The organism is Pseudomonas sp. UBA5568 (assembly GCF_002425525.1).
Taxonomy (GTDB): Bacteria; Pseudomonadota; Gammaproteobacteria; order Pseudomonadales; family Pseudomonadaceae; genus Aquipseudomonas; species Aquipseudomonas fulva.
This window is the reverse complement of record NZ_DIMK01000046.1, coordinates 76171-98497: the sequence shown is the minus strand read 5'-3', so window position 1 is coordinate 98497 and position 22327 is coordinate 76171. Positions and strand designations below refer to the sequence as shown.

Sequence of the window (22327 nt, the reverse complement as noted above, 5' to 3'; positions counted from 1 at the left end):
AATTGTCGGGCGTTAATGAGAAACAGTATCTTTCATCTTCACCGACACTTTCAACGCTGCCGAGCATTTGCCACACTGCCGGACGATTCTTCCCAAGGCCTGCCCCATGACCCTACGCCCTTTGCGCCTCACCCGTCTGCTCACTGTCCTGCTGATGTCGGCGACCTTGAGCGCGTGCGCGCTGTTGCAACCCCGGGATCCGGTTTCGATCAGCGTAATCGGCCTGGAACCCTTGCCTGGACAGGACTTGGAAGTGCGCATGGCGGTAAAGCTGCGGGTACAAAACCCCAATGAAACACCGATCGAGTACAACGGTATTGCAGTGAACCTGGAGGTCAACGGCCAGCCCTTGGCAGCGGGCGTCAGCGACCAGGGCGGACAGATTGGCCGGTATGGCGAGGCTGTGGTCCAAGTGCCGGTGAGCATCACCGCGTTTGCGTTTCTGCGCCAGGCGTATGGGCTAGGCCAGTTGAACACGCTGCAAGGTCTGCCCTATACGCTGCGCGGCAAACTGGCCAGCGGCCCCTTCGGCACGGTGCGGTTCAGTGACAAAGGCACGCTGGACCTGCCCAAGGGCAGCGAGTGGTAGGGCGACACGTGCAGGGCTTAGCGAGCGGCGCTGGCAGCGGCCATCAGCTTGTTGACTTCGCTGCGCACCATGCTGGCGTATTCAGGGGGCGTCATGGTGTCCAGCTCATTGCGCACCCATTCGGCCCATTTGCCCTTGCGCCGAGGTTTTTCAGCGATCAGCCGGGCCGCCTCGCCCTTGGCCTTACCCAGGTTTGCTTGCCACATCTCGAACAGCCGGGCTTTCTCGGCCTCGATCTGTGCCCGTTCCTCGTAGCTCATGTTGGCCAGATTGAAACTCATGGATCACCTGCCTGATGGAAATGACCGGTATCTTACACCAAGGCGCCAGCGCCCACTGCGAGGCAACTTTTCTGGCGCACGAGTATCCATTGTTCTAACGACCCGTCCAGGAGGAGCATGGCATGGCCCGTAAAAATGCCGCAGTACCCGACAGCGACCAGATCAAGGACCAGGTATTCAGCGAGCTACAGGCGCTGATCGAGGAATCCGAGCGGTTGCTCAACGACAGCGCCGCGCTGGTGGGCGAAGAAGCCGAAACCCTGCGCACCCAGATCAGCCTCAAGCTACGTCAGGCCCGCGAAGCCGCCGGTAACCTGCGTGACAAGGCAAAGCCCATGGTCGCGGCCACCCAGGATTACATTGGCGGCCACCCTTGGCAGACCGTGGCTCTTTCAGCGGGCGTCGGCCTGGTGGTGGGCCTGCTGCTGGGTCGACGCGACTGACACCCACCCTGCCGCCTGCTGAGCTCAGGCGGCCTGTGCCAGCGGTATGCCGCTGTGAAAACGCAGCTCTTGATCCGCTGAGGCGATGAGTTCCGCTTCTGCGGCGCGTACCAGTTCAACCCGACGCGCGATGTCCGCCTCATCGCCATAGTGATGCGCCAACTTGAGGTAGCCCTGATAGTGGCGCGCTTCACTTTTGAGCAGGCCGTGATAGAAACGGCCCAGCTCTTCATCCAGGTGCGGCGCCAGGGCCGCAAAACGTTCGCAGCTGCGTGCCTCGATGAATGCCCCGACCACCAGCGTATCCACCAACTTGACCGGCTCGTGGGCGCGCACCAGACGACGCAGGCCCGAGGCGTAGCGACCGGCCGACACAGGGCGCAGCGGTACGCCTCGACGCTTCATCAGCCGCAAGACCTGCTCGTGATGAACCAGCTCTTCGCGCGCCAGGCGCGACATCATGTTGATCAGGTCAAGATGGGTGTTGTACTTGGCGATCAGGCTCAATGCCGTGCTGGCCGCCTTGAACTCGCAATTCTTGTGATCGATCAGCAGCGTTTCCTGATCGGCCAGCGCCGCCTCGATCCAGGCATCGGGTGTGGGGCAGCCCAGGAAGGCGTCGATTTCAGGGATCAGGGACATAAGCGATACGACCATACGGAGACAGGCAGGGGCGGCGATTATAGCGGCGGCAGCCAGCGGCGTCAGTGGCTATGCTTGATGTGCATCAAGCGTCAGCGCAACGCGCGCGGCCTATAGTCTGGCACCGCCTGCCCACTTTCCAGGGAGTACACGCCCATGCAAGCCGTTCGCAGCATTCTCGTCGTCCTCGACCCCGAGCACGCCCACAGCCGGGCGCTGACGCGCGCCAAGCTGATCGCCAGCGTCACGGGCGCACGCCTGCACTTGTTGATGTGTGACAAGCGGCACGATCACAGTGCGCTGTTGAGCCTGCTGGGCAACCAGTTGCAGGAAGACGGTTTTGACCACGTCACCCACGAAGCGGCGTGGCAAGACAACCTGCATGACACCATCATCCACGTGCAGCAGCGCGAAGGCTGCGAGTTGGTGATCAAGGAGCATCGTCCCGACAATCCACTGAAGAGGGCTTTGCTCACCCCTGCCGACTGGAAGCTGCTGCGCGCTTGCCCATGCGCGGTGCTGATGGTCAAGAGCGAGCGACCATGGACGGGCGGCAATGTTCTGGCAGCGGTGGATGTGGGCAACCAGGACGAGGATCACCAGCGCCTGCATGCCAGCATCGTCGACCATGGCTACGAGATTGCCAGGCTGGCCAAGGGGGCGCTGCATGTGATCAGTGCCCACCCTTCGCCCATGCTGTCGGCGGCCGACCCTGTCTATCAGCTGAGCGACACCATCGAACAGCGTTATCGCCAGGCGTGCGCTGCTTTCCAGGCACAGTACGGTATCACCGACGAGTGCTTGCACGTGGCCGAAGGCCCGGCCGATGTGCTGATTCCCCATACCGAAAAACAGCTGGATGCGGTGGTGACGGTGATCGGTACCGTGTGCCGCACAGGGCTTACCGGCGCATTGATCGGCAATACTTCCGAGGTGGTACTCGATGCGTTGGAGGGGGATGTACTGGTATTGAAGAGTGAAGAGGCGATAGCGCATCTGGTGGGTTCGGCGCGGGGGTGAACCGTATGCAGTCCCTGTTGTGCCGTCTCGACCCTCAAATCGCGCTTGCGAGGTGAGGGTCAAGAGGGTATCTACACGGGGACCTCGCTAGCTGCCGGAGGCGGCGTCAGAGAGCTGTATATGCTAACTGCAACGGCAGCCAACACCTTTCAGCCCAGCGCCTCCTTCACCTTGGGATCCAACCCCTCCCCCGCATTATTGGCCTCGATCCATTCTCCCAACTGCCGGCGCATGGCCGGCGTCCAGAAGTTGTGTAGATGCTGGCGAACGCCCTGCACAGCCAGGTCCCGATTCGGCTCGCTGTCGAAGTAATGGGCAATCTGGTTGGCCATCTTCACCAAACTGTCCTGGCTCATTGGCGCACCTCGGCTTTCTCGGCGGTTCGGCGCTCCTGCAACAGCCGACGCTGCTCGTCGCTGAAGTCCTGGTAGCGCTTCTGCCACTGGGATGGCTGGAACACCTTGACCACCTCCACTGCCGTGACCTTGTATTCCGGGCAGTTGGTCGCCCAGTCCGAGTTGTCCGTGGTGATCACGTTCGCACCCGACTCCGGGAAGTGGAAGGTGGTGTAGACGACACCTGGCGCCACGCGGCTGCTGACCTTGGCGCGCAGCACGGTCTGCCCGGCACGGCTGCCGATACCGACCCAGTCACCGTCCTGGATGCCACGGCTTTCGGCATCGGTCGGATGGATCTCGAGGCGATCGGCATCGTGCCAGGCGACGTTGCCTGTGCGCCGGGTCTGGGCGCCGACGTTGTACTGGCTGAGGATGCGCCCGGTGGTCAGCAGCAGCGGATAGCGGCTGTTGACCTTCTCGTCGGTCGGTACGTACCCGGTCAGCATGAACCGCCCCTTGCCCCTGACGAACTGGTCGATGTGCATGGTAGGAGTACCATCGGGCGCTGCATCGTTGCACGGCCACTGCAGGCTGCCGTGGCGCTCGATTTCGGCATAGCTCACCCGGCGGAAGGTCGGCGTCAGGCGCGCGATCTCATCCATGATCTCGGAGGGGTGCCGGTAGTTCATCGGGTAGCCCAGCGCATTGGCCAATGCCACGGTCGCCTCCCAGTCGGCCTTGCCCGCCAGTGGCTCCATGACCTTGCGAACCCGGGAGATCCGGCGCTCGGCGTTGGTGAACGTGCCGTCCTTTTCCAGGAACGAACTGCCCGGCAGGAACACATGGGCAAACTTGGCGGTTTCGTTGAGGAAAATGTCCTGCACCACCACGCACTCCATGGCCAGCAGGGCGGCGGTGACGTGCTGGGTATTCGGATCGCTCTGGGCGATATCCTCGCCTTGGCAGTACAAGGCCTTGAAGCTGCCATCGAGGGCTGCTTCGAACATGTTGGGGATGCGCAGCCCCGGATCAGGGTGCAGCGTCACACCCCATGCCTGCTCGAACTCGGCCCGTACACCTTCGTTGGAAATGTGCCGGTAACCCGGCAGCTCGTGAGGGAACGAGCCCATGTCACAGGAACCCTGGACGTTGTTCTGGCCGCGCAGCGGGTTGACCCCTACCCCTTCACGCCCGATGTTGCCGGTGGCCATGGCCAGGTTGGCAATGCCCATCACCGCAGTGCTGCCCTGGCTGTGCTCGGTCACGCCCAAGCCATAGTAGATGGCCGCGTTGCCGCCGGTGGCATACAGCCGGGCCGCGGCGCGAATCTGTTGCGCTGCAACGCCACACACCTCGCCCAGCACTTCAGGGGCATTTTCCGGCAGGCTGACGAAGTCGCGCCAGCGGGCGAATTCTGCGGTTTCGCAGCGCTCGTCGATAAAGCGCTGGGCCAGTAGTCCCTCAGTCACGATCACGTGGGCCAGGGCGTTGAGCATGGCCACGTTGGTGCCGGGACGAAGTTGCAGGTGCAGCTCGGCCCGGGCATGGGGCGAGTCCACCAGGTCGATGCGGCGAGGGTCGATCACGATCAGGCGCGCGCCTTCACGCAGGCGGCGCTTGAGCTGTGAGCCGAACACCGGGTGCGCATCGGTCGGGTTGGCGCCAATGACCAGCACCACATCGGCCTTCATCACCGAATCGAAGCTCTGGGTACCAGCCGACTCGCCCAGTGTCTGTTTCAGGCCGTAGCCGGTGGGGGAATGGCAGACTCGCGCGCAGGTGTCGACGTTGTTGTTGCCGAAGGCGGTGCGCACCAGTTTCTGAACCAGATAGGCCTCCTCGTTGGTGCAGCGACTGGAGGTGATACCGCCGATGGCGTCCCGGCCGTACTTGAGCTGGATGCGGCGCAACTCGCTGGCGGCGTAGGCCACCGCCTCGTCCCAGCTCACTTCCTGCCACGGATCTTCCAGGCGCTTGCGAATCATGGGCTTGGTGATGCGGTCCGGGTGCGTGGCGTAGCCCCAGGCAAAGCGGCCTTTGACACAGGCATGGCCGTGGTTGGCCCCGCCGTTCTTGTCCGGGACCATGCGCACCAGTTGGTCGCCCTTCATTTCGGCACGGAACGAGCAGCCAACGCCGCAATAGGCGCAGGTGGTGATCACCGCACGCTCCGGCTGGCCCAGTTGCACCAGGCTTTTCTCCGTCAGCGTCGCGGTCGGACAGGCCTGCACGCAGGCGCCGCAAGACACGCACTCGGAGGTCAGGAAATTGTCGCCCCCGGCCGCCGCTACCCGGGATTCGAAGCCGCGCCCGGTGATGGTCAAGGCAAAGGTGCCCTGAATATCTTCGCAGGCACGCACGCATCGGCTGCAGACGATGCACTTGCTGGGTTCGTAGTCGAAGTACGGGTTGGAAATGTCCTTCCTTTCGGTCAGATGGTTCGCACCGTCATAGCCGTAGCGCACCTCGCGCAGCCCCACCTGCCCCGCCACGGTCTGCAGTTCGCAGTTACCGTTGGCCGAACAGGTCAGGCAATCGAGGGGGTGGTCGGAGATGTAGAGTTCCATCACGTTACGGCGCAGGCCCGCCAGGCGCGGCGTTTCGGTGCGCACGACCATGCCTTCGGTGACCGGCGTGGTGCAGGAGGCCGGGTAACCGCGCATGCCCTCGATTTCCACCATGCACATGCGGCAGGAGCCGAAGGCTTCGAGGCTGTCGGTGGCGCACAGCTTCGGGATGGTCGTGCCGAGCATGGCTGCCGCACGCATCACCGACGTGCCAGCCGGAACGCTGATCGCGCGGCCGTCGATGTTCAGGCTGACCTGCACCTCGCTGTCGCGGGCGGGGGTGCCCAGGTCAGTTTGCGGATCGAAGATATGGATCATTGCGCGGCCTCCGCTTGGGTCAGCCCGAAATCGGCAGGGAAATACTTGAGGGCGCTGGCGACTGGGTAAGCGGTCATGCCGCCCATGGCGCACAGCGAGCCGTATTGCATGGTGTCGCACAAATCGCGAAGCAGCAGTGCATGATCATGGCGCTCGGTGATGTCATCACTGGCGATCAGCCGGTCCACCACTTCCATGCCACGGGTCGAGCCGATACGGCACGGGGTGCACTTGCCGCAGGACTCCTCGGCACAGAACTGCAAGGCGAAGCGGGCCATGCTGGCCATGTTCAAGGTGTCGTCGGCAACCACCACGCCGCCGTGGCCGAGCATGGCGCCCACGGCCGCGAAGGCCTCGTAGTCCAGCGGTGTGTCGAAATGGCTGGGAGGTACCCAGGCGCCCAACGGCCCACCCACCTGTGCGGCCTTCAGCGGCCGGCCACTGGCCGTGCCACCGCCGTAGTCCTCCACCAGTTCACGCAGCGTCAAGCCGAAGGCACGTTCCACCAGGCCGCCATGGCGAACATTGCCCGCCAACTGGAACGGCATGGTGCCCAGCGAGCGGCCCATGCCGAAATCGCGGTAGAACGGCGCTCCCTTGGCCAGGATGATAGGCACCGAGGCCAGGGTCAGCACGTTGTGCACCAAGGTCGGCAGGCCGAACAGGCCTTCGAGCGCCGGGAGCGGCGGCTTGGCGCGGACTATGCCGCGCTTGCCTTCGATGGATTCGAGTAGCGCGGTTTCTTCACCGCAGATGTAGGCACCTGCGCCCACGCGCACTTCCAGGTCGAACGCCTTGCCGCTACCGGCCACATTGGTGCCCAGGTAGCCCGCCTGGCGTGCGATGACGAATGCCTGATCAAGTGTGCGGATGGCGTCGGGGTATTCCGAGCGCACGTAGATGTAGCCCTTGTCGGCACCCACCGCCAGGCCCGCGATGATCATGCCCTCGATCAACAGGTACGGGTCGCCTTCCATCAGCATGCGGTCGGCAAACGTGCCGGAGTCGCCTTCGTCGGCGTTGCACACCACATACTTTTGGACAGGCTTGGCGTCGCGCACGGTGCGCCACTTGATGCCGGCAGGAAACGCAGCCCCGCCACGACCACGCAGGCCGGAATCGAGCACGGCAGCCACCACCTCGGCGCCGTCCAGGGCAACGGCCGCTTCCAGCCCGGCAAAGCCGCCATGGGCGCGGTAATCATCCAAGGACAAGGGTCGGGTGATGCCGGCGCGCGCGAACAGCAGGCGCTGCTGGGTCTTGAGATAAGGCATGTCTTCGACAGGCCCCAGCGCCAGCCGGTGGTCTGCCTCTGCACCGATCATGGCATCCAGCAGGCCGGGCACGTCCTGTGGCGTCACCGGCCCGAAACCCTGGCGCCCCTGCTCACTGTCGCACTCAAGCAGCGGTTCGAGCCAATAAAGCCCACGAGAACTGGTGCGCCGAATGTCCAACTGCACATTGCGCCGCTCGGCCTCGCGCTGCAACGCCTCGACCACTTGGTCTGCGCCGACGGCACGGGCCACCGAATCACCGGGTACATGGACCTTCAGCATGTGGAGCCCTCCTGGCAACCCTTGACCAACTCGCGTAGCCGCTCGGGCGTGAGCCGGGCGTGCACCTGACCGTCCAGCTCAAGGGCCGGCGAACAGGCACAGGCGCCCAGGCAATAGACCGGGCGCAGGCTGATGGCACCGTCGGCGCTGGTGCCATGGTCATCGAGCGCCAACTGCTCGCGCAGCTGTGCGGCCAGGGCCTCGGCGCCACGGCTCTGGCACGACTCGGCCCGGCACAGGCGCAGGGTGTGCCGGGCAGGCGCAGCGGTACGGAAATCATGGTAGAAGCTGATGACGCCCTGGACCTCGGCCCGGCTCAGGTTGAGTGCATGGGCGATCTCACCGATGGCGGCATCGGGAATGTAGCCGACGGCATGCTGAATGGCGTGCAGGATCGGTAGCAGCGCACCAGGCGTTTGCTGGTGATCGGCCACGATACGTTGGACAGCGGGCAGGTGGAGCATTTGATCAGGCATACAGCGGACCTCGGCATCACGGCCCGCCCCTGTTGTTGTATTGGCGGGGTCCGGCGGGTTCTGCTGCGGCGCATCAGCCACGTCACGGTGGCGTGGTGCTGACGGCCTCCTTGCCATCGACCGTGCGTCTGCGCGCGGGTCCGACGGCATCCTGCAAGCATGGCACTTGCAGCGCCAGAAGGTTGCGCGCGAACGACCAGGCACATTCTGAAACCGACGTCCGGTTCTTTCACTTACGGTGCGATCGTCGGACGGCGCAGCACAGGGCTGTGCACCCTGACGGTCCAGCGGGTGCAAGAACCGCTTCCCGGGTACCTGCCACCGACACGCGTGGCCAGAACCGGCTCGACTACCTTTGGCGCTGCGTTTAAGCTGGCGCCTTTTCGTACGCATGGAATCGCGTTTGTCCAGCACATACCAAGGAAGCTGCCTTTGCGCGGCAATAGGTTATGAGCTGCTTGGCCCGCCCAGGGCCATCAGCCACTGTCATTGCAGCCAGTGCCGCAGAGGCCACGGTGCTGCATATGCCTCATACGGTAGTGTGCCGCGTGAGGCGCTGCGCATGCTGCGCGGCGCCGACCGGCTTGCGGCTTACGCCTCGTCGCCCACAATCCTGCGCCAATTCTGTTCATCCTGCGGCTCGAGCCTGTTCTGGTCACGCAGTGCAGGCCAATACGCCGATTGGATCTCGATCGCCCTTGGCACCCTCGATACCCCCTTCATACCGACACGTGATACCCACCTGCATCTCGACGCCGCGGCGCCATGGCACCTGCCATCGACCCGGTCTGAGATCGACCCACTGAAAAGGAAGCCCAATGCGTAAACTCAAACTCGCCCTCGCCGCCCTGCCGTTCTTCGTCATCGCCGGTTGCGGCAATGACGCCCTGGAAGGCACCTATGAGCAAACCACGACCGTGATGGGTATCCAGAGCCCGAAACAGACGTGGGAGTTTTCCAAGGACTACATCATCACCAACGGCAACAAGCTGAAGGTGGATGAATGGGAGCGCAAGGATGACATGGTCACCGCCCGCAACAAGGATGGCATGGCGTTGATCAACGTACGCGTGCTCGACGGCGGCAAGCGCCTGGAGGCCGTCGGCGGTAGCGACATGGCCAAGAACGTCTTCGTGCGCGTCGACTAAAAAGCCTGCGCCCCGCCCACCGCCGATAAGTGCATTACGGCGGTGGGCGGGGCATGCCACGCTACAGATCGTCTACGCCCTGCTCAGAGCTTGAAGGTGCTGACCATGTCGTTGAACGAGATGGCCAGGCGCGACAATTCCTGGCTGGATGCGCTGGTTTGATGCGCACCGGCCGAGGTCTGGGTCGACAAGTCCTGGATGTTGATCAGGTTGCGGTCCACCTCGCGGGCCACATGGGCCTGCTCTTCGGACGCCGTGGCGATCAGCAGGTTGCGATCGTTGATCTGGGCGATGTTCCGGGCGATCCGCTCCAGCGATTCGCCGGTCGCCTGGGCCAAGGCCTGGGTGCTGTCGGCCAGGTTTCGGCTGTTGCCCATGGCCTTGACCGCATCGTCGGCACGCGACTGAACGCCTGTGATCATGGCTTCGATCTCACCCGTCGAGGCCTGGGTACGCGCCGCCAGTGCCCGTACTTCGTCTGCCACCACCGCAAAACCTCGGCCCTGCTCGCCAGCGCGTGCCGCCTCGATGGCCGCATTAAGCGCCAGTAGATTGGTCTGTTCGGCAATGCCCCGGATCACATCGACCACCTTGGCGATTTCGCGCACGCTACCGGCCAATTCCCCCACGATGACCGTGGACTGCCCGATTTCGCTGTTCACGCTGGTGATGGCCTGCACGGCTTCCCGGGCCTGGTCGCGGCCACTGGCCGCTTCCTCGGACGTCTGCCGGGAGGCTTCGGAAGTGGAGGTGGCGTTGCGAGCCACTTCCTCGACTGCCGCACTCATTTGCGTGACCGCCGTGGCGGCGAGCTGAATTTCATCATTCTGGCGCGTGAGCCCGCGGGTGCTCTCATCTGTGACGGCGTTGAGTTCTTCGGCCGCAGAGGCGAGCTGATCCGCTGCATTGGCGATTTGCTCCAGGGTGCGCTTGAGGCCTTGCTGCATGCCCCCCAGGGCATTTAGCAGTTGCCCGGTTTCGTCGGCGTGACCTGTGGCCACGGGTTTACTCAGGTCGCCGCCTGCAATGCGCTCGGCCGTGTTCACCGCCAGCGCGATCGGTTTGCTGATGACACGGCTGATGAACATGCCAAGCAAAATGGCCGCCACGAACGCCGCACCGATGCCCAGGTACAGGTTGAGCTTGGCCGCCGCCTCGTTGTGTTTTGCCGCTCGCGCGCCTTCATCGATCTGCCGGTTATTGGACTCGACCATTGTGGTCAATTCGTCGAGCACGGTACGAAACGCCTGATGCAATTCGCCGGCCATCAATTGCCTGGCTTCAGCCAGATCACCTCGTGCGATGGTGGCTACCGTCCGATCCATGATGGCCTGGTAGGCTGGCCAGTCCTTTTCCATGCGATCGCCGGCAAGGCGTTCATCATCGGCCAGGGGCGTGGCTCGGTAGACTGCAAATGCCTGCTCGCTGCTCTGCCGGTTTTCTTTCATCGACGCAAGAATGGCAGCGCGTTCAGCTTGCGGCGCATTGATGGCGGTGGCCGCCACGAGTCGGTAAAGGTCGCGGCTCTGGGCAATGGCACTGGAGCGTGCCTCTGCAACTTGTGCCACGGACACGAGGTTATTGGAAAACACCTGTTGCAAGCTGGACGAGAGCGAGCCGATTCCTTGGCTACCGACAACTCCAACACTCAAGGTGATCAGTGCGCACAGCGCGAAAGCGAGGTACAGCTTGACCGACAACCTGGCATCGTAGAACCAATTCATGAGTTGAAACCTGAACGAAGTGAAAGAAAACAACAGTGTCAAAAGAGCGGGTGCAACGGACCTGTAGCCGTAGCTTGGGCACCTGGCCTGCCAGCTGTCAGCCGCGCATCATGTCAGCCGCCTGTTCAGTGGCCTCCGTCGTGCGCGTGGCCAGCTTGCGTACTTCATCAGCCACCACTGCAAACCCCCTGCCCGCTTCCCCGGCACGTGCTGCTTCAATGGCCGCGTTGAGTGCCAGCAGGTTGGTCTGGCTGGCAATGCTCTGAATGGTGCCGACGATCTGGGTGAGCTTGGTGATGTTGGATTCCAGGGTGCGCTGGTGCGCAGCCTCCGTCTCGCGCATGGCCGACTGCTGATGCTCCAGGTCCACGTCCACCAATGCCCCGACCACACGTAATGGCGCGCCATAAGGGTCGCGCTTGGTCTGGCCACGGGCGCGGAACCAGCGGTACTCCCCGCTTTTCATCTTGAGTCGGTACTCGATATCGAACGGCGTCTTGCCTGTACGGTCGTTCAGGTGCGCCTGGAAGGCTTCCAGGCTGTAGGCCTTGTCCTCCGGGTGCAGGCGTGAGGCCCAGCTGTCCAACACATCCGGAAATTCCTCGACGGTTTCGAAACCCAGCAAACGCCGAAACTGGGGCGACCACCAGAAGGGGTTCTTGGGGTTGACCGGGTCACCGGCGATCACTTCCATGTCCCAGAGCCCGTCGGAGAGCATTTCCCGCGCCAGTTCGAAACGGGTGATGATCACGTCGTGCTCTTGTTCACGTTGCAACTCATCGTGGATGTCGCGCAAGGCGCCAGCAACGCGCAAAGGCACGCCACGTGCATCGCGCAGGGTTTCGCCCTGGGCGAAGAACCAGCGGTAGCTGCCGTCTTTCATGGCCAGGCGGTTGCGCACCCGGTAGGGGGTCATGCCTGATTTGTCGTTCAGGTGGCGGGCAAAGGCGTCCAACGTGGCGGCCTTGTCTTCCGGGTGCAGGCGATCAGCCCAGCTGGCCAGGACATTGGGAAAATCGCGCTCGTCGCGAAACCCCAGCATTTCGCGAAATTGCTGCGACCACCAGAAGCGGTTGCGCGGGTTGACCGGATCACCTGCCACCACTTCCATGTCCCACAGGCCTTCGCTGGAGGCACGGTTGACCAGGTCAAAACGGGTTTCCGAGGCGCGCGCATTGGCGTCGGCCTCGGCCAGCATCAGCCGGGCGTTTTCCAGCTCGCGCTCGAGCTCGGCAATACGGCCTTCACGCGCAGTGGCATGCAACTCACGCGAGGTCCATTCACGTTGCACGTCTGTCCATCTGGGGGCAGTGCGGCCACCGTCAGTGTGGGTTTGCGGGAGGGAGACAGCCAGCTGCGTGAGCGCCTGACGCTCGCCGCGGTTACGAAAAAGATGAAGCATGGGTCGGTACTCGGAGGAAGACGAAAAAGACCAATCCCTGGCTTCAATACTGGGTCACGCACAGCAATCGCAGGTCGCGATCACTGCTGCCTGACCGGTAGTGCGTACTACGACAGCAGCACAACGACAAAGGTTGCGCGGCAATGACATCATTACGATATCAGTTATGTGAGGGTGCCAAGCAAGCCCCGCGCGGGCCGCTAGCGCCGGCCACCCACACAGGCCAATCAGCCGGCCGGATCGATCAAAGACGCTTGTCGCCCTGGGCCCTTTTGGCAGCCAGCTCAGCGGCAGTGCGCTTGCGGCTACGGTGCTGACGGTAGTAACCCATGCCCGCCTGGTAGGCAATCACTGCCAGAATCACTACCGAGGCGACCAGCCAACCGGTGGATGCCATGGCGCTGAAAAATCCGGCAAGCACAGGCTTGGGCCAGTAGCTGACGATGGCCAGGCTCAACCAGGGTGCAGCGATCAAGAACAGGACTGGCGCCCAAAAACCCCAGAAAAGAATCTCGCCCAACACCACGAAATTTTCGTTCCAGGACGGGCCTGGGGATAACGGTTTTTTTTTGGCCATGAATGCTCCTGCTTTCCACGTCGGCACAAGCGGTGCCGTTCCATGCACAGGTTGACGGCAAGGGTGCGGAGCAGGTCACAGGCCAGGTCTGCGGTAAATCGGACGGTGGCCATCAAGGGGGCGCTCGTCGGCAACGGCTGGCGATGCCATGTAGGCCCCGGAGAAACATCGCAATGGCATTCGTCGAAATCGAACCCGAAACAGCCTGACTTCAGATTCCCTTCAGATAAGCACTCGACACTGTCTCCCATCGAACCTGCTGGGAGACGTTTCATGACCCACCGTGACTGGAGCCACCTGCTTCCACTGGCCATCGGCAGCCAGGCCGATCGTCAGGCAACATTGTCGCTACACCTGGCAGACGACCCGGGGCGAATGGCCCTCGAGCGGTTCATACATCAGTGCTTTGCGCTAAGCCATCAGGCCGACATTCAGCATTTCCTGCCGCAATTACTGGCGTTTCACGACAGCCAAGGCCGGTTGACAGCCGCCGCGGGCATTCGCCCTGCCAATGACGGCGCCCTATTTCTGGAGCGCTACCTCGACATGCCTCTGGAAGACGCCGTGTCCCGTGTGGTCGGGGCAACCCTGCCGCGCAGTTGTATGGTCGAGGTGGGCAACCTGGCCTCGCTCAGCGCCGGCAGCGCGCGCTTGATGATCGCTGCGGTCACGTGGCTGCTGGCCTCACGCGGCCTGCACTGGGTCGCATTCACCGGCGCGGCGACGCTGATCAACAGCTTCCAGCGACTGGGGCTGACGCCCGTCGTCCTGGCGCCAGCCGATCCTGCTCGCCTTGAGGACCAGGCTGAAATATGGGGCACCTACTACAGCCATTGCCCTCAGGTGTTTGCCGGAAATATCCGTTACGGCTTCGATGCCTTGACCCGCTCAGGCGTCTTTCAGCGCCTTGGCTTTCCGGTCCTGACAGAGGAATCCGGTCATGCGGCATGAACTGAACCGCTTCAAGACCTTGCTGAAGGAACACGCCCAACGTCAGCCTGACGCCATCGCCGTGCAAGGTGCCGACCAGCACCTGACCTATCGCGCCTTGTTCGAGGCGGTCGAGGTACGCGCCGCCTGGCTTGGGAGCCAACCTCAGGGCGCATTCGCCCTGGCCTTGGACAATGGCCCGCAACTGCTGCTGTGGGACCTTGCAGCGCTGTTCGCCGAACGTCCCTGCGTGGTCATCCCTCCGTTTTTCACCCGCGCTCAAATGTCCCATTGTCTCAGGCAAAGTGGCGTCACCCTGGTGCTGAGCGAAAGCGGATGGGACTCGCGCCTTGTCGAGCTGGGCTACGCCCCACACGCTCGGCCGGGGTTCTGGCTCTGTAAATCGTTCGCTGCGGCGGCCATTGCGCCCGAAACGGCAAAAATCACCTACACCTCCGGCAGCACGGGATCACCGAAAGGTGTCTGCCTGAGCGCCGAGGCGTTGCTGGGCGTGGCCCATGAACTTGAGGCGGCTAGCCGCGCCAGCGCACCCATGCATCACCTGGCCGTTCTGCCACTGGGCGTTCTGCTGGAAAACCTGGGCGTATACGCCGCGCTGATCGCCGGGGCCTGCGTGCACCTGCTCAGCCAGCAGCACCTGGGCATCAGCGGCGCCACCCAGGTGGACTTCAAGCGGCTAGTGGGTGTGATTGTGCAGCGTCAGGCCCAGAGCCTGATCCTTGTGCCGCAACTGCTGATGGGGCTGGTTGCCGCTGTTGAACAAGGGGCGATGCCCGCTGAGCAGCTGAGGTTCGTCGCCGTAGGTGGCGCTCGGGTATCGCCCAGCTTGCTGGCCCGTGCCGAGGCTGTCGGGCTTGCGGTGTACGAAGGCTATGGGCTGTCTGAATGCGCGTCGGTGGTCGCGCTCAACCGTCCGGGCAGCGTCCGCCGTGGCAGTGTGGGCAAGCCGCTGCCCCACGTGCAGGTGCGCATCGCGAAGGATGGCGAGGTGCTGGTGGCCGGTTGCACGCTACTGGGCTACCTCGATGCCGCGCCTTTCGACGGTCGATGGTGGGCAACCGGGGACCTGGGCCATTTGGATGACGACGGCTACCTGTACCTCGACGGACGCAAGAAGCACCAGTTCATCACCAGTTTCGGCCGAAACGTCAGCCCTGAATGGGTAGAGGCCGAACTGACCCAGAGCGGCGTCATTGCCCAGGCATTCGTGCACGGCGAGAGCCTGCCAGGCAACGTGGCGTTGATCTGGCCGATGGACCCGAGCCTGAGTGACGACCAGATCGACCAGGTAGTGGGCCAGTGCAATGCACGGCTGCCCGATTACGCACGTGCCCACCACTGGCGACGCCTCACGGCGCCGCTCAGCGTCACCGATCAAACCCTGACAGCCAACGGCCGCCCTCGGCGCGAGGCGATTCTTGAACGCTATCAATCTCTGATCCGCATACCCCAGGAGTGAGTTCGCCATGTCCTTCTTTGAAACGTTGCAACTGCAAACCGCCCATGAGCGCCAGGCGCTGTTCGGCGTTCCGGTGATCCGCGAGGCCATGGCTGGGCAGGTCAGCCTCGACAGCTACATCGCATTTCTCACCCAGGCCTACTACCACGTGCGCCACACCGTCCCGCTGATGATGGCATGCGGGGCGCGCCTGCCCGCCCGGCTCGAATGGCTGCGCGGTGCCGTGTGCGAGTACATCGAGGAAGAATACGGCCATGAACAGTGGATCCTCAACGACATCGAGGCCTGTGGGGGCGACTGGGAGGCGGTACGCGACGGCCGACCCGCGCAGTCGATCGAGCTCATGGTCGCTTATCTCTATGACTTGATCGCACGGGGCAACCCGGTAGGGCTGTTCGGCATGGTCAACGTCCTGGAAGGCACCAGCATTGCCCTGGCCACACAGGCCGCCGGCGCCATTGCACACAGCCTTTCGCTGCCAGACCGGGCAATGAGCTACCTCAAGTCCCACGGCGCGCTCGACCAGGACCATATGGTGACCTACAGGCAGTTGATGGACCGCCTGGACAATGCCGAAGACCAGCAGGCGGTCATTCACGCGGCCAAGATGGTCTACCGCCTGTACGCCGAGATGTTCCAAACGTTGCCCCGTGCGGGCCAGTCAGGGGTGCGCCATGCGGTTGCATGAGTCGATCGTGGTGCTCACCGGCGCCAGCGGCGGGATTGGCCTGGAGCTGGCCGAGCAGCTCTGCCATGCCGGCGCGCAGGTTTTGGCCGTGAGTCGGCACATGGGCAAACTGGCCAGCCTGATGAACCGCTACCCAGGCAGCCTGCGCTGGCAGTCGGCGGACTTGCGGACACAGGAAGGCCGGGCACAGGTCGTGACGCGCGCGCGCGAACTGGGCGGCTTCAATGTGCTGATCAACGCTGCCGGGGTCAATCGCTTCGCCTTGCTCGACCAGCTGGACGAACAGGCCCTCGATGAGCTGCTGGACATCAACCTGAAGGCACCTTTGCAACTGACCCGGGCTTGCTTGCCTCTTCTGCGCGAGCAACCCAAGGCGTTGGTCGTCAACGTCGGCTCGACTTATGGCTCGATCGGCTACCCCGGCTATGCCAGCTACTGCGCCAGCAAGTTCGCGCTGCGCGGGTTTTCCGAAGCACTGCGCCGTGAATTGGCCGACACCCCGGTCAATGTGCTGTACGTCGCGCCACGCGCAACCCGCACCAGCATGAACAGCAGCGCCGCTACCGCCCTCAACCAGGCGCTGAAGGTAGGCATGGACGACCCGGTCTACGTTGCCAAAGCCGTGCTCCAGGCGGTCCAGTCCGAGCGCAGCGAGCTCTACCTGGGCTGGCCGGAGAAAATGTTCGTGCGCCTGAACGGCATCCTGCCAGGGTTGGTGGATCGAGCCTTGCGTAAACAACTGCCCTTGATTCGGCGCCATATCGGCAGCCACATAAAGGAACCGAGCAAATGAAGCCCATCGTACTGGCCAGCCTGCTGGCATTTACCCCGTTTGGCTGGGCGCTTGATCAGACAGGCGCCCAACACCTGCACGACTTGCAGCAACAATGGGCGCATATCCAATATCAGTTGCCCAAAGATCAACGCGCAGGCGCGTTCGAGAAGCTGGCAAACGAGGCGGCCGTTTTCGTCCGCCAGAACCCCAATACCCCCGAGCCTCTGATCTGGGACGGCATCATCAACAGCAGCTGGGCTGGCGCAACCGGTGGGCTGAGTGCGCTAGGCAAGGTCAAGGCCGCCAAGGCCAGCCTGGAAAAGGCCATCGCCCTCGACCCTCAAGCCCTGCAAGGCTCGGCCTACACCAGCCTGGGCACCTTGTATGACCAGGTTCCAGGCTGGCCCATCGGCTTCGGGGATGACGACAAAGCCGACACGCTGCTCAGGCAGGCCTTGAAAATCAATCCCGCGGGCATCGACAGCAACTATTTCTGGGGCGATCATCTGGTGCGTCAGAAGCGTTACAGTGAGGCCAGGGCTGCGCTGCACAAGGCGTTGCAGGCACCGCCCAGGCCGGGCCGGGAATTGGCCGATGAGGGCCGGCGTGCCGATATCAATGCTTTACTCGACACCATCAAGGACAAACAGGACTAGACATGCGCCTGCTGCTGGTTGAGGACGATAGCGCGTTGGGTGAAGGCATCTGCGATGGTTTGCGCCAGGAGGGCTATACCCTGGACTGGTTGCAGGACGGCGTCAGTGGCTTGCACGCCTTGCAGCATGAAGCATTCGACGTGTTGATACTGGACCTGGGCCTCCCACGCCTGGACGGCATTGAATTGTTGCGGCGGCTTCGCGCGGGAGGCAACAGCCTGCCGGTGCTGATTCTCACCGCACGCGATGCCTTGGACGATCGCATCGCAGGGCTTGACGCCGGGGCGGATGACTACCTAGTCAAACCCTTCGACCTCAATGAACTCAAGGCACGCCTGCGTGCACTGCTGCGCCGCAGCGCTGGCCGCGCCACGGTGCTGATCGAGCACGGCGGTGTCAGCTTGGACCCGGCAACCCAGCAGGTGCATTTCAAGGGGGCCGAAGTGGTGCTCACGCCCAAGGAGTACCGGCTGCTGCACGAGCTACTCGCCCAGCCCGGCAAAGTCTTTACCCGCGAACGCCTGACGCAGTTGCTCTATGGCTGGGACGAGGAGCCGGAGAGCAATACCCTGGAAGTGAACATCTATCAGCTGCGCAAGAAACTGTTCAATGGCCTGATACGCACCGTGCGTGGTATCGGCTACCTGGTCGAGGCCAAGGTATGAGGTCGCTACGCCAGCGCACGCTGTGGCGCGTCATGCTCTTGCTGCTGATCGGCACCGGCTTGCTTGCGTTGTACAACTACCACGACAGCCGCCATGAAATTAACGAAGTGTACGACGCGCACCTTGCCCAGAACGCACGCCTGCTGCAGGGAGTAATGAGCATGCCAGTGCAAGGCGGCGCGCGTGATGACCTGTACCGTGCCTTCAACGTCGCGCTAGCCCAGGCGGGCCGACACCGGGTGGGGCATCCCTACGAGAGCAAGCTGGCCTTCCAGGTCTGGGACGAAAACGCCACCCTGATGGTGCAGACGCCCAGCGCACCTCGCCTGGATCCGCGGCCCATGCGGCCTGGGTTTTACGATTTCACCAGCGACGACAAGCAATGGCGCGGCTTCGTGCTACCTGTGCCCGAGAAAGGCTGGGTGATCTGGGTGGGTGAACGCGATGATGTGCGCTATGACTTGATCGACCGAATCGTTCGTCACACCTTGATGCCATTTCTGCTGGGGGCCCTGGCGCTTGCCGTGCTGGTATGGGCCGCCATTGGCTGGGGGCTCAAGCCGTTGAAGAACATGGCCGACGTCATTCGCGCGCGGCATGCCGAATCACTCGAACCGCTGCAGCTGGTGCCGCTGCCATCGGAGCTCGAGCCCATGCAGGCTGCCCTCAATCGCCTGCTGGCGCAGATCAAGGACCTGCTGCGCCGTGAACATCGCTTCATTGCCGACGCGGCCCACGAAATGCGAACACCCTTGGCGGTGTTGCGCCTGCATGCGCAGAACGCACTGGCTGCCAGCAACGACGTCGAACGCAACAAGGCCTTGACGTTCCTGATGGGCGGTGTGGATCGGTTGACGCGAGTGGTCAACCAACTGCTGACACTGGCCCGCGTGGAGCCTCGGATTGGCCATCGCCCCCGTGAGCCTGTGGACCTTGCCGAGGTGGTCACCGACATCCTGGCCGAGCTTACCCCTTGGATACTGGACAAAGGGCTGGAGCCCTCGCTGGAAATAGAGGGCGGCGAGCACCGTGTAGCCGTCGACGCCAGCGCGTTGGGCATTGCATTGCAGAACCTGATGTCCAACGCGGTCGAGCACTCGCCTCTCGGGGGGCGCATCACGGTCTCGCTGCGGGGCCACGATGAGCGTGTCGAGTTGGTGGTGGAAGACGAAGGGCCAGGCATCGACGAGGCGAGCCTCTCACGGGTGTTCGAACGTTTCTACAGCCGCAATAGCCCCAACGGCGCTGGCCTTGGGCTGTCGATCGTGGCAACCATCATGGAGCACCTGGGTGGCCGGGTGGTCCTGAAAAACCGAGCGGCGGGCGGGCTAGAGGCAGCGCTGGTGCTGCCGAGGCAATGAGGCGCGGTACCGAGCCTGTTACCCAAGGCCAGCCGTACACGCCTGCGCCGCCTGCCCCAGCATTTCCCCCGCCAACACCCGAAATCGTCGAGTCAGCACGTTCTCCGGCCGGTCGGATGAGCGCAGCAGATACGTGTAGAACCGCAACTGCGGGGCAAACGGCCGTATGTCGATGCCGGTGTGCAAATACTCTGCCGCGACCAGTGGACTGACCACGCTCACCCCCAGCCCAAGCCCGACCAGTGAGCACACGGTGGCGGCATGGGTAGCGTCCAGGTTGAGCACCCGCGGGTCGTCATCGGCAAACAGCCGGTCGAGCCGAGTGCGCGAGCCGTCAGTGTGCGACAGCGATATGAATTCTTCGCCCTTGAGGTCCGCGGGCGTCACGGCCTGCAAGGCACCGAGCCGGTGCTCCTTGGGGAAGATGCACACACCCGGTACATCACAGATGATCTGGGACTGCACGCCCGCCATGTCCTCGGCCACATAAGACACCAGGCACACGTCGCAAAACCGGGTCGCGGCCCAGTGCGCCACGTTCGGCGAGTCGTTGGTGTGGATGGAGATATGAACGTGCGGGTTCTGCTGGCGAAAGCGCTGGATAATCTTGGGCAGCAAGCCATGGGTCAGGGAAGGCACCGCACCGATGCGCAATTGCCCGGTGCCCCCGCGCTTGAGGTGCTCGGCGGAGGTTTCCAGGCTGTGCAGCCCGATGAACGCGCGCTCCACGTCAGCGAAGAACTGCGCGCCCTCATCGGTCGGCAGCAAGCGCCCCCCTACCCGCTCGAACAACTTGAACCCATTGGCCCGTTCCAGTTGCGCGATCAGCCGGCTGACATTGGGCTGGGAGGTATGCAGCGCCTGCGCCGCTGCTGTCATGGAGCCGCTGAGCATGACCGCGCGGAAGGTTTCGATCTGCTTGAAATTGATGGCCATATCATTTCTGCATGACGGGTTGATGTATTGTCATTTGATTGCATGACGCGCAGATTTTATAACTACAACCACATCGACGTCTGCCCCGATGCAGCGCGATACCCCCGAGCGCATACCGGCAACAACACACATAAAACCGGTGCTCCAGCGTCACTTCAGCTCTGCCCTTGTACTCACGCATCGCTCCAGCACATTGGCGCGATGCAGCCCGGTAATCAGGAGGCATCATGTCGTTCTCGTATAAAAAACTAAGCGCTGCACTGGCCCTGACGTGCGTGTCGTTGGCGGCGGTATCCACCGTTCAGGCCGCCGACCTGCCAGCAGTTCCAGCAGCCATCAAAGAGGCGGACCACCTGCGCGCGGGTGTGCGCTGCGACCAGCCACCGTATGGCTATCAGGACAACAAGGGTGAATTCGCTGGCGTCGAGGTCGAAATGGCCAAGCAGATTTCGCTATGGGCCCTGGGCTCGAAGGACAAGGTGAGCTTCACCTGCGTCACCGCCGAAAACCGAGTGCCGCAGCTGCTGGGCCGCAAGGTGGACTTGCTGATCGCCACGCTGGGCGTCACCCCGGAACGCCAACGGGTGATCGACTTCACCACGCCCTACCGGTGGGGTGCCAGTGACGTGGTCGTGAAGAAGGACAGCCCGGCCCGGACCATCGCCGACCTCAAGGGCAAGACCCTTGCCACGCTCAAGGGGTCGGTGCAGGCCAAGTGGTTCGAAGACCACATGCCCGACGTCAAGACCCTGCGCATGAACAGCGCAGCCGATGCCCTGCAAGCCTTCCGCCAAGGTCGCGCCGACGCCTACACCCACGATGCCGCGACCCTGGTGGTGGTCGCCGACAACGACCAGGATGCTCGCCTGATAGGCCAACCGTTCCAGATCTCCGACGCGGCCATCGGCGTGCGCAAGAACGAAGCGCAATGGCGCGACTTCCTGAGCGCGGCGGTATTGCGCATGCGCGAAGAACACCTGTTCCGAGGCTGGGTGCAGCAGTTCGTACCCGAAAACATCCAGAGCTACTACATCAGCGTCTTCGAGCAGGCCAAGCCTGCCGAAGCACTTTGATCGGCCGCCATCATGGAGTTCGACGTCCATTATCTGATCGAGCAATGGCCTGCCCTGCTCGACGGTGTGCTGATGACGCTGCGCATCACGGCCCTGGCCATCCTGTGTTCCCTTCTGATCGGGGTGCTGGGCGGGGCAGTGCGCGTCATGAAGGTCCCGGTGCTGTCCCAGGCAGTGGCGCTGTACGTGGAGTTGATCCGCAATACGCCGATCCTGGTGCAGTTGTTCTTCATCTTCTATGGCCTGCCGGCCATTGGGCTTGGGCTGTCGCTGTTCTGGTCGGGGGTGGTGTGCCTGTCGCTGTGGGCCGGTGCATACCAGATCGAGAACATCCGCGGCGGGCTGGCCACGGTGGAGCGCGGCATGCGCGAGGCGAGCCTGGCACTGAGCCTCAAGCCCGTGCAGTACTTCGCGCTGATCGCCATGCCCATCGCGTTTCGCACCAGCCTGCCGGCGATGCTCAACACCGCGATTTCACTGCTGAAGAACTCTTCCTATCTACAGGCCATCGGCCTTGCGGAATTGACCTTCGTCGCGGTGGACCGCATCGCCACGGACTTTCGCGCCATCGAGATGTTCACGGCCATCTGCGTCATGTACCTGGTGCTGGTGGGGGGGCTCGCGTTGATGACTGCGCGGCTGTCTGCCCACCTGCAACGCCCTTTCCGGCAGTGAGGCGACC

At 63.1% G+C, this 22327-nt stretch carries 23 protein-coding genes and 3 pseudogenes; 14 read left to right on the top strand and 12 right to left on the bottom strand.

Features of this window, described 5'->3' with window-relative positions:
• The first annotated feature begins 106 nt into the window (after nt 1-106).
• Nucleotides 107-589 carry an LEA type 2 family protein gene (locus B2S33_RS14755; protein ID WP_028687306.1) on the top strand — a complete coding sequence of 161 codons (483 nt, stop codon included), beginning with the start codon at nt 107-109 and terminating at the stop codon, nt 587-589.
• 17 nt (nt 590-606) lie between these two features.
• Here the strand turns inward: B2S33_RS14755 and B2S33_RS14750 are convergent, their stop codons facing one another.
• Nucleotides 607-870 carry a hypothetical protein gene (locus B2S33_RS14750; RefSeq protein WP_027914997.1) on the bottom strand — a complete coding sequence of 88 codons (264 nt, stop codon included), beginning with the start codon at nt 868-870 and terminating at the stop codon, nt 607-609.
• Between the two features lie 122 nt (nt 871-992).
• Here B2S33_RS14750 and B2S33_RS14745 point away from each other — a divergent pair, with 122 nt between their 5' ends.
• Nucleotides 993-1313, top strand: a complete 321-nt coding sequence (locus B2S33_RS14745; RefSeq protein ID WP_027914998.1) for a DUF883 family protein — start codon at nt 993-995, stop codon at nt 1311-1313.
• 24 nt (nt 1314-1337) lie between these two features.
• On the opposite strand, the gene B2S33_RS14740 is transcribed toward B2S33_RS14745, so the two are convergent.
• Nucleotides 1338-1955: a tRNA-(ms[2]io[6]A)-hydroxylase gene (locus tag B2S33_RS14740; protein WP_027914999.1), complete on the bottom strand. Its 618-nt coding sequence runs from the start codon at nt 1953-1955 to the stop codon at nt 1338-1340.
• Nucleotides 1956-2111: 156 nt separating this feature from the next.
• Here B2S33_RS14740 and B2S33_RS14735 point away from each other — a divergent pair, with 156 nt between their 5' ends.
• Nucleotides 2112-2975, top strand: a complete 864-nt coding sequence (locus B2S33_RS14735; RefSeq protein ID WP_197874631.1) for a universal stress protein — start codon at nt 2112-2114, stop codon at nt 2973-2975.
• A gap of 149 nt (nt 2976-3124) precedes the next feature.
• Here the strand turns inward: B2S33_RS14735 and B2S33_RS14730 are convergent, their stop codons facing one another.
• Genes B2S33_RS14730 through B2S33_RS14715 form a run of 4 tightly spaced genes read right to left on the bottom strand, consistent with a single transcriptional unit; the run spans nt 3125 to nt 8230 of the window.
• Nucleotides 3125-3331, bottom strand: a complete 207-nt coding sequence (locus B2S33_RS14730) for a formate dehydrogenase subunit delta (RefSeq protein WP_049696289.1) — start codon at nt 3329-3331, stop codon at nt 3125-3127.
• Nucleotides 3328-6198, bottom strand: a complete 2871-nt coding sequence (fdhF, locus tag B2S33_RS14725) for a formate dehydrogenase subunit alpha (protein WP_197874632.1) — start codon at nt 6196-6198, stop codon at nt 3328-3330. Before fdhF ends, B2S33_RS14730 begins: the two co-directional genes overlap by 4 nt.
• Nucleotides 6195-7754: a formate dehydrogenase beta subunit gene (locus B2S33_RS14720; RefSeq protein ID WP_197874633.1), complete on the bottom strand. Its 1560-nt coding sequence runs from the start codon at nt 7752-7754 to the stop codon at nt 6195-6197. The genes fdhF and B2S33_RS14720 overlap by 4 nt, the downstream gene beginning before the upstream one ends.
• Nucleotides 7748-8230 (bottom strand): formate dehydrogenase subunit gamma, encoded by a 483-nt coding sequence (locus B2S33_RS14715; RefSeq protein ID WP_288650573.1) that lies wholly within the window; start codon nt 8228-8230, stop codon nt 7748-7750. The genes B2S33_RS14720 and B2S33_RS14715 overlap by 7 nt, the downstream gene beginning before the upstream one ends.
• Before the next feature lie 403 nt (nt 8231-8633).
• Here B2S33_RS14715 and B2S33_RS14710 point away from each other — a divergent pair, with 403 nt between their 5' ends.
• A complete protein-coding gene (locus B2S33_RS14710) occupies nt 8634-9056 on the top strand; it encodes a GFA family protein (RefSeq protein WP_197874668.1) in 423 nt (140 codons plus the stop codon).
• Nucleotides 9049-9378 (top strand): hypothetical protein, encoded by a 330-nt coding sequence (locus B2S33_RS14705; RefSeq protein WP_023534182.1) that lies wholly within the window; start codon nt 9049-9051, stop codon nt 9376-9378. Before B2S33_RS14710 ends, B2S33_RS14705 begins: the two co-directional genes overlap by 8 nt.
• A gap of 83 nt (nt 9379-9461) precedes the next feature.
• Here the strand turns inward: B2S33_RS14705 and B2S33_RS21665 are convergent, their stop codons facing one another.
• The 5 genes and pseudogenes from B2S33_RS21665 to B2S33_RS14690 form a co-directional block, all read right to left on the bottom strand.
• On the bottom strand, nt 9462-10325 hold the full coding sequence (locus B2S33_RS21665; protein ID WP_404940327.1) for a methyl-accepting chemotaxis protein: 864 nt from the start codon (nt 10323-10325) through the stop codon (nt 9462-9464).
• Nucleotides 10320-11102 (bottom strand): annotated as a pseudogene (locus tag B2S33_RS21660) (MCP four helix bundle domain-containing protein); the annotation flags it as partial. The pseudogene B2S33_RS21660 and the gene B2S33_RS21665, both read right to left, overlap by 6 nt.
• Before the next feature lie 121 nt (nt 11103-11223).
• Nucleotides 11224-11412: pseudogene (locus B2S33_RS21655) on the bottom strand (methyl-accepting chemotaxis protein); the annotation flags it as partial.
• A gap of 81 nt (nt 11413-11493) precedes the next feature.
• Nucleotides 11494-12213 (bottom strand): annotated as a pseudogene (locus B2S33_RS21650) (PAS domain-containing protein); the annotation flags it as partial.
• 535 nt (nt 12214-12748) lie between these two features.
• Nucleotides 12749-13081, bottom strand: coding sequence for a hypothetical protein (locus B2S33_RS14690; protein WP_050437996.1), 333 nt, complete (start codon nt 13079-13081; stop codon nt 12749-12751).
• A 273-nt stretch (nt 13082-13354) separates the two neighbouring features.
• Between B2S33_RS14690 and B2S33_RS14685 the strand changes: the two genes are divergently transcribed.
• Genes B2S33_RS14685 through B2S33_RS14655 form a run of 7 tightly spaced genes read left to right on the top strand, consistent with a single transcriptional unit; the run spans nt 13355 to nt 19636 of the window.
• Nucleotides 13355-14032 carry a thermostable hemolysin gene (locus B2S33_RS14685; protein WP_111475691.1) on the top strand — a complete coding sequence of 226 codons (678 nt, stop codon included), beginning with the start codon at nt 13355-13357 and terminating at the stop codon, nt 14030-14032.
• Nucleotides 14022-15491 carry an AMP-binding protein gene (locus tag B2S33_RS14680; protein WP_197874635.1) on the top strand — a complete coding sequence of 490 codons (1470 nt, stop codon included), beginning with the start codon at nt 14022-14024 and terminating at the stop codon, nt 15489-15491. The genes B2S33_RS14685 and B2S33_RS14680 overlap by 11 nt, the downstream gene beginning before the upstream one ends.
• Before the next feature lie 7 nt (nt 15492-15498).
• Nucleotides 15499-16179 carry a TenA family transcriptional regulator gene (locus B2S33_RS14675; RefSeq protein ID WP_027915009.1) on the top strand — a complete coding sequence of 227 codons (681 nt, stop codon included), beginning with the start codon at nt 15499-15501 and terminating at the stop codon, nt 16177-16179.
• Nucleotides 16166-16972: an SDR family oxidoreductase gene (locus tag B2S33_RS14670; protein WP_028687313.1), complete on the top strand. Its 807-nt coding sequence runs from the start codon at nt 16166-16168 to the stop codon at nt 16970-16972. The genes B2S33_RS14675 and B2S33_RS14670 overlap by 14 nt, the downstream gene beginning before the upstream one ends.
• Nucleotides 16969-17610, top strand: a complete 642-nt coding sequence (locus B2S33_RS14665; protein WP_027915011.1) for a hypothetical protein — start codon at nt 16969-16971, stop codon at nt 17608-17610. The genes B2S33_RS14670 and B2S33_RS14665 overlap by 4 nt, the downstream gene beginning before the upstream one ends.
• Before the next feature lie 2 nt (nt 17611-17612).
• Nucleotides 17613-18275: a response regulator gene (locus B2S33_RS14660; protein WP_027915012.1), complete on the top strand. Its 663-nt coding sequence runs from the start codon at nt 17613-17615 to the stop codon at nt 18273-18275.
• Entirely contained in the window at nt 18272-19636 is a 1365-nt protein-coding gene (locus B2S33_RS14655; RefSeq protein ID WP_181074154.1) for an ATP-binding protein, read from the top strand. The genes B2S33_RS14660 and B2S33_RS14655 overlap by 4 nt, the downstream gene beginning before the upstream one ends.
• An 18-nt stretch (nt 19637-19654) precedes the next feature.
• On the opposite strand, the gene B2S33_RS14650 is transcribed toward B2S33_RS14655, so the two are convergent.
• Entirely contained in the window at nt 19655-20572 is a 918-nt protein-coding gene (locus B2S33_RS14650; protein ID WP_241194968.1) for a LysR substrate-binding domain-containing protein, read from the bottom strand.
• A gap of 227 nt (nt 20573-20799) precedes the next feature.
• Between B2S33_RS14650 and B2S33_RS14645 the strand changes: the two genes are divergently transcribed.
• Both B2S33_RS14645 and B2S33_RS14640 read left to right on the top strand, forming a co-directional pair.
• Nucleotides 20800-21645 (top strand): transporter substrate-binding domain-containing protein, encoded by an 846-nt coding sequence (locus B2S33_RS14645; protein ID WP_028687316.1) that lies wholly within the window; start codon nt 20800-20802, stop codon nt 21643-21645.
• A 12-nt stretch (nt 21646-21657) separates the two neighbouring features.
• Nucleotides 21658-22320 (top strand): amino acid ABC transporter permease, encoded by a 663-nt coding sequence (locus B2S33_RS14640; protein ID WP_027915016.1) that lies wholly within the window; start codon nt 21658-21660, stop codon nt 22318-22320.
• Nucleotides 22321-22327: the final 7 nt, after the last annotated feature.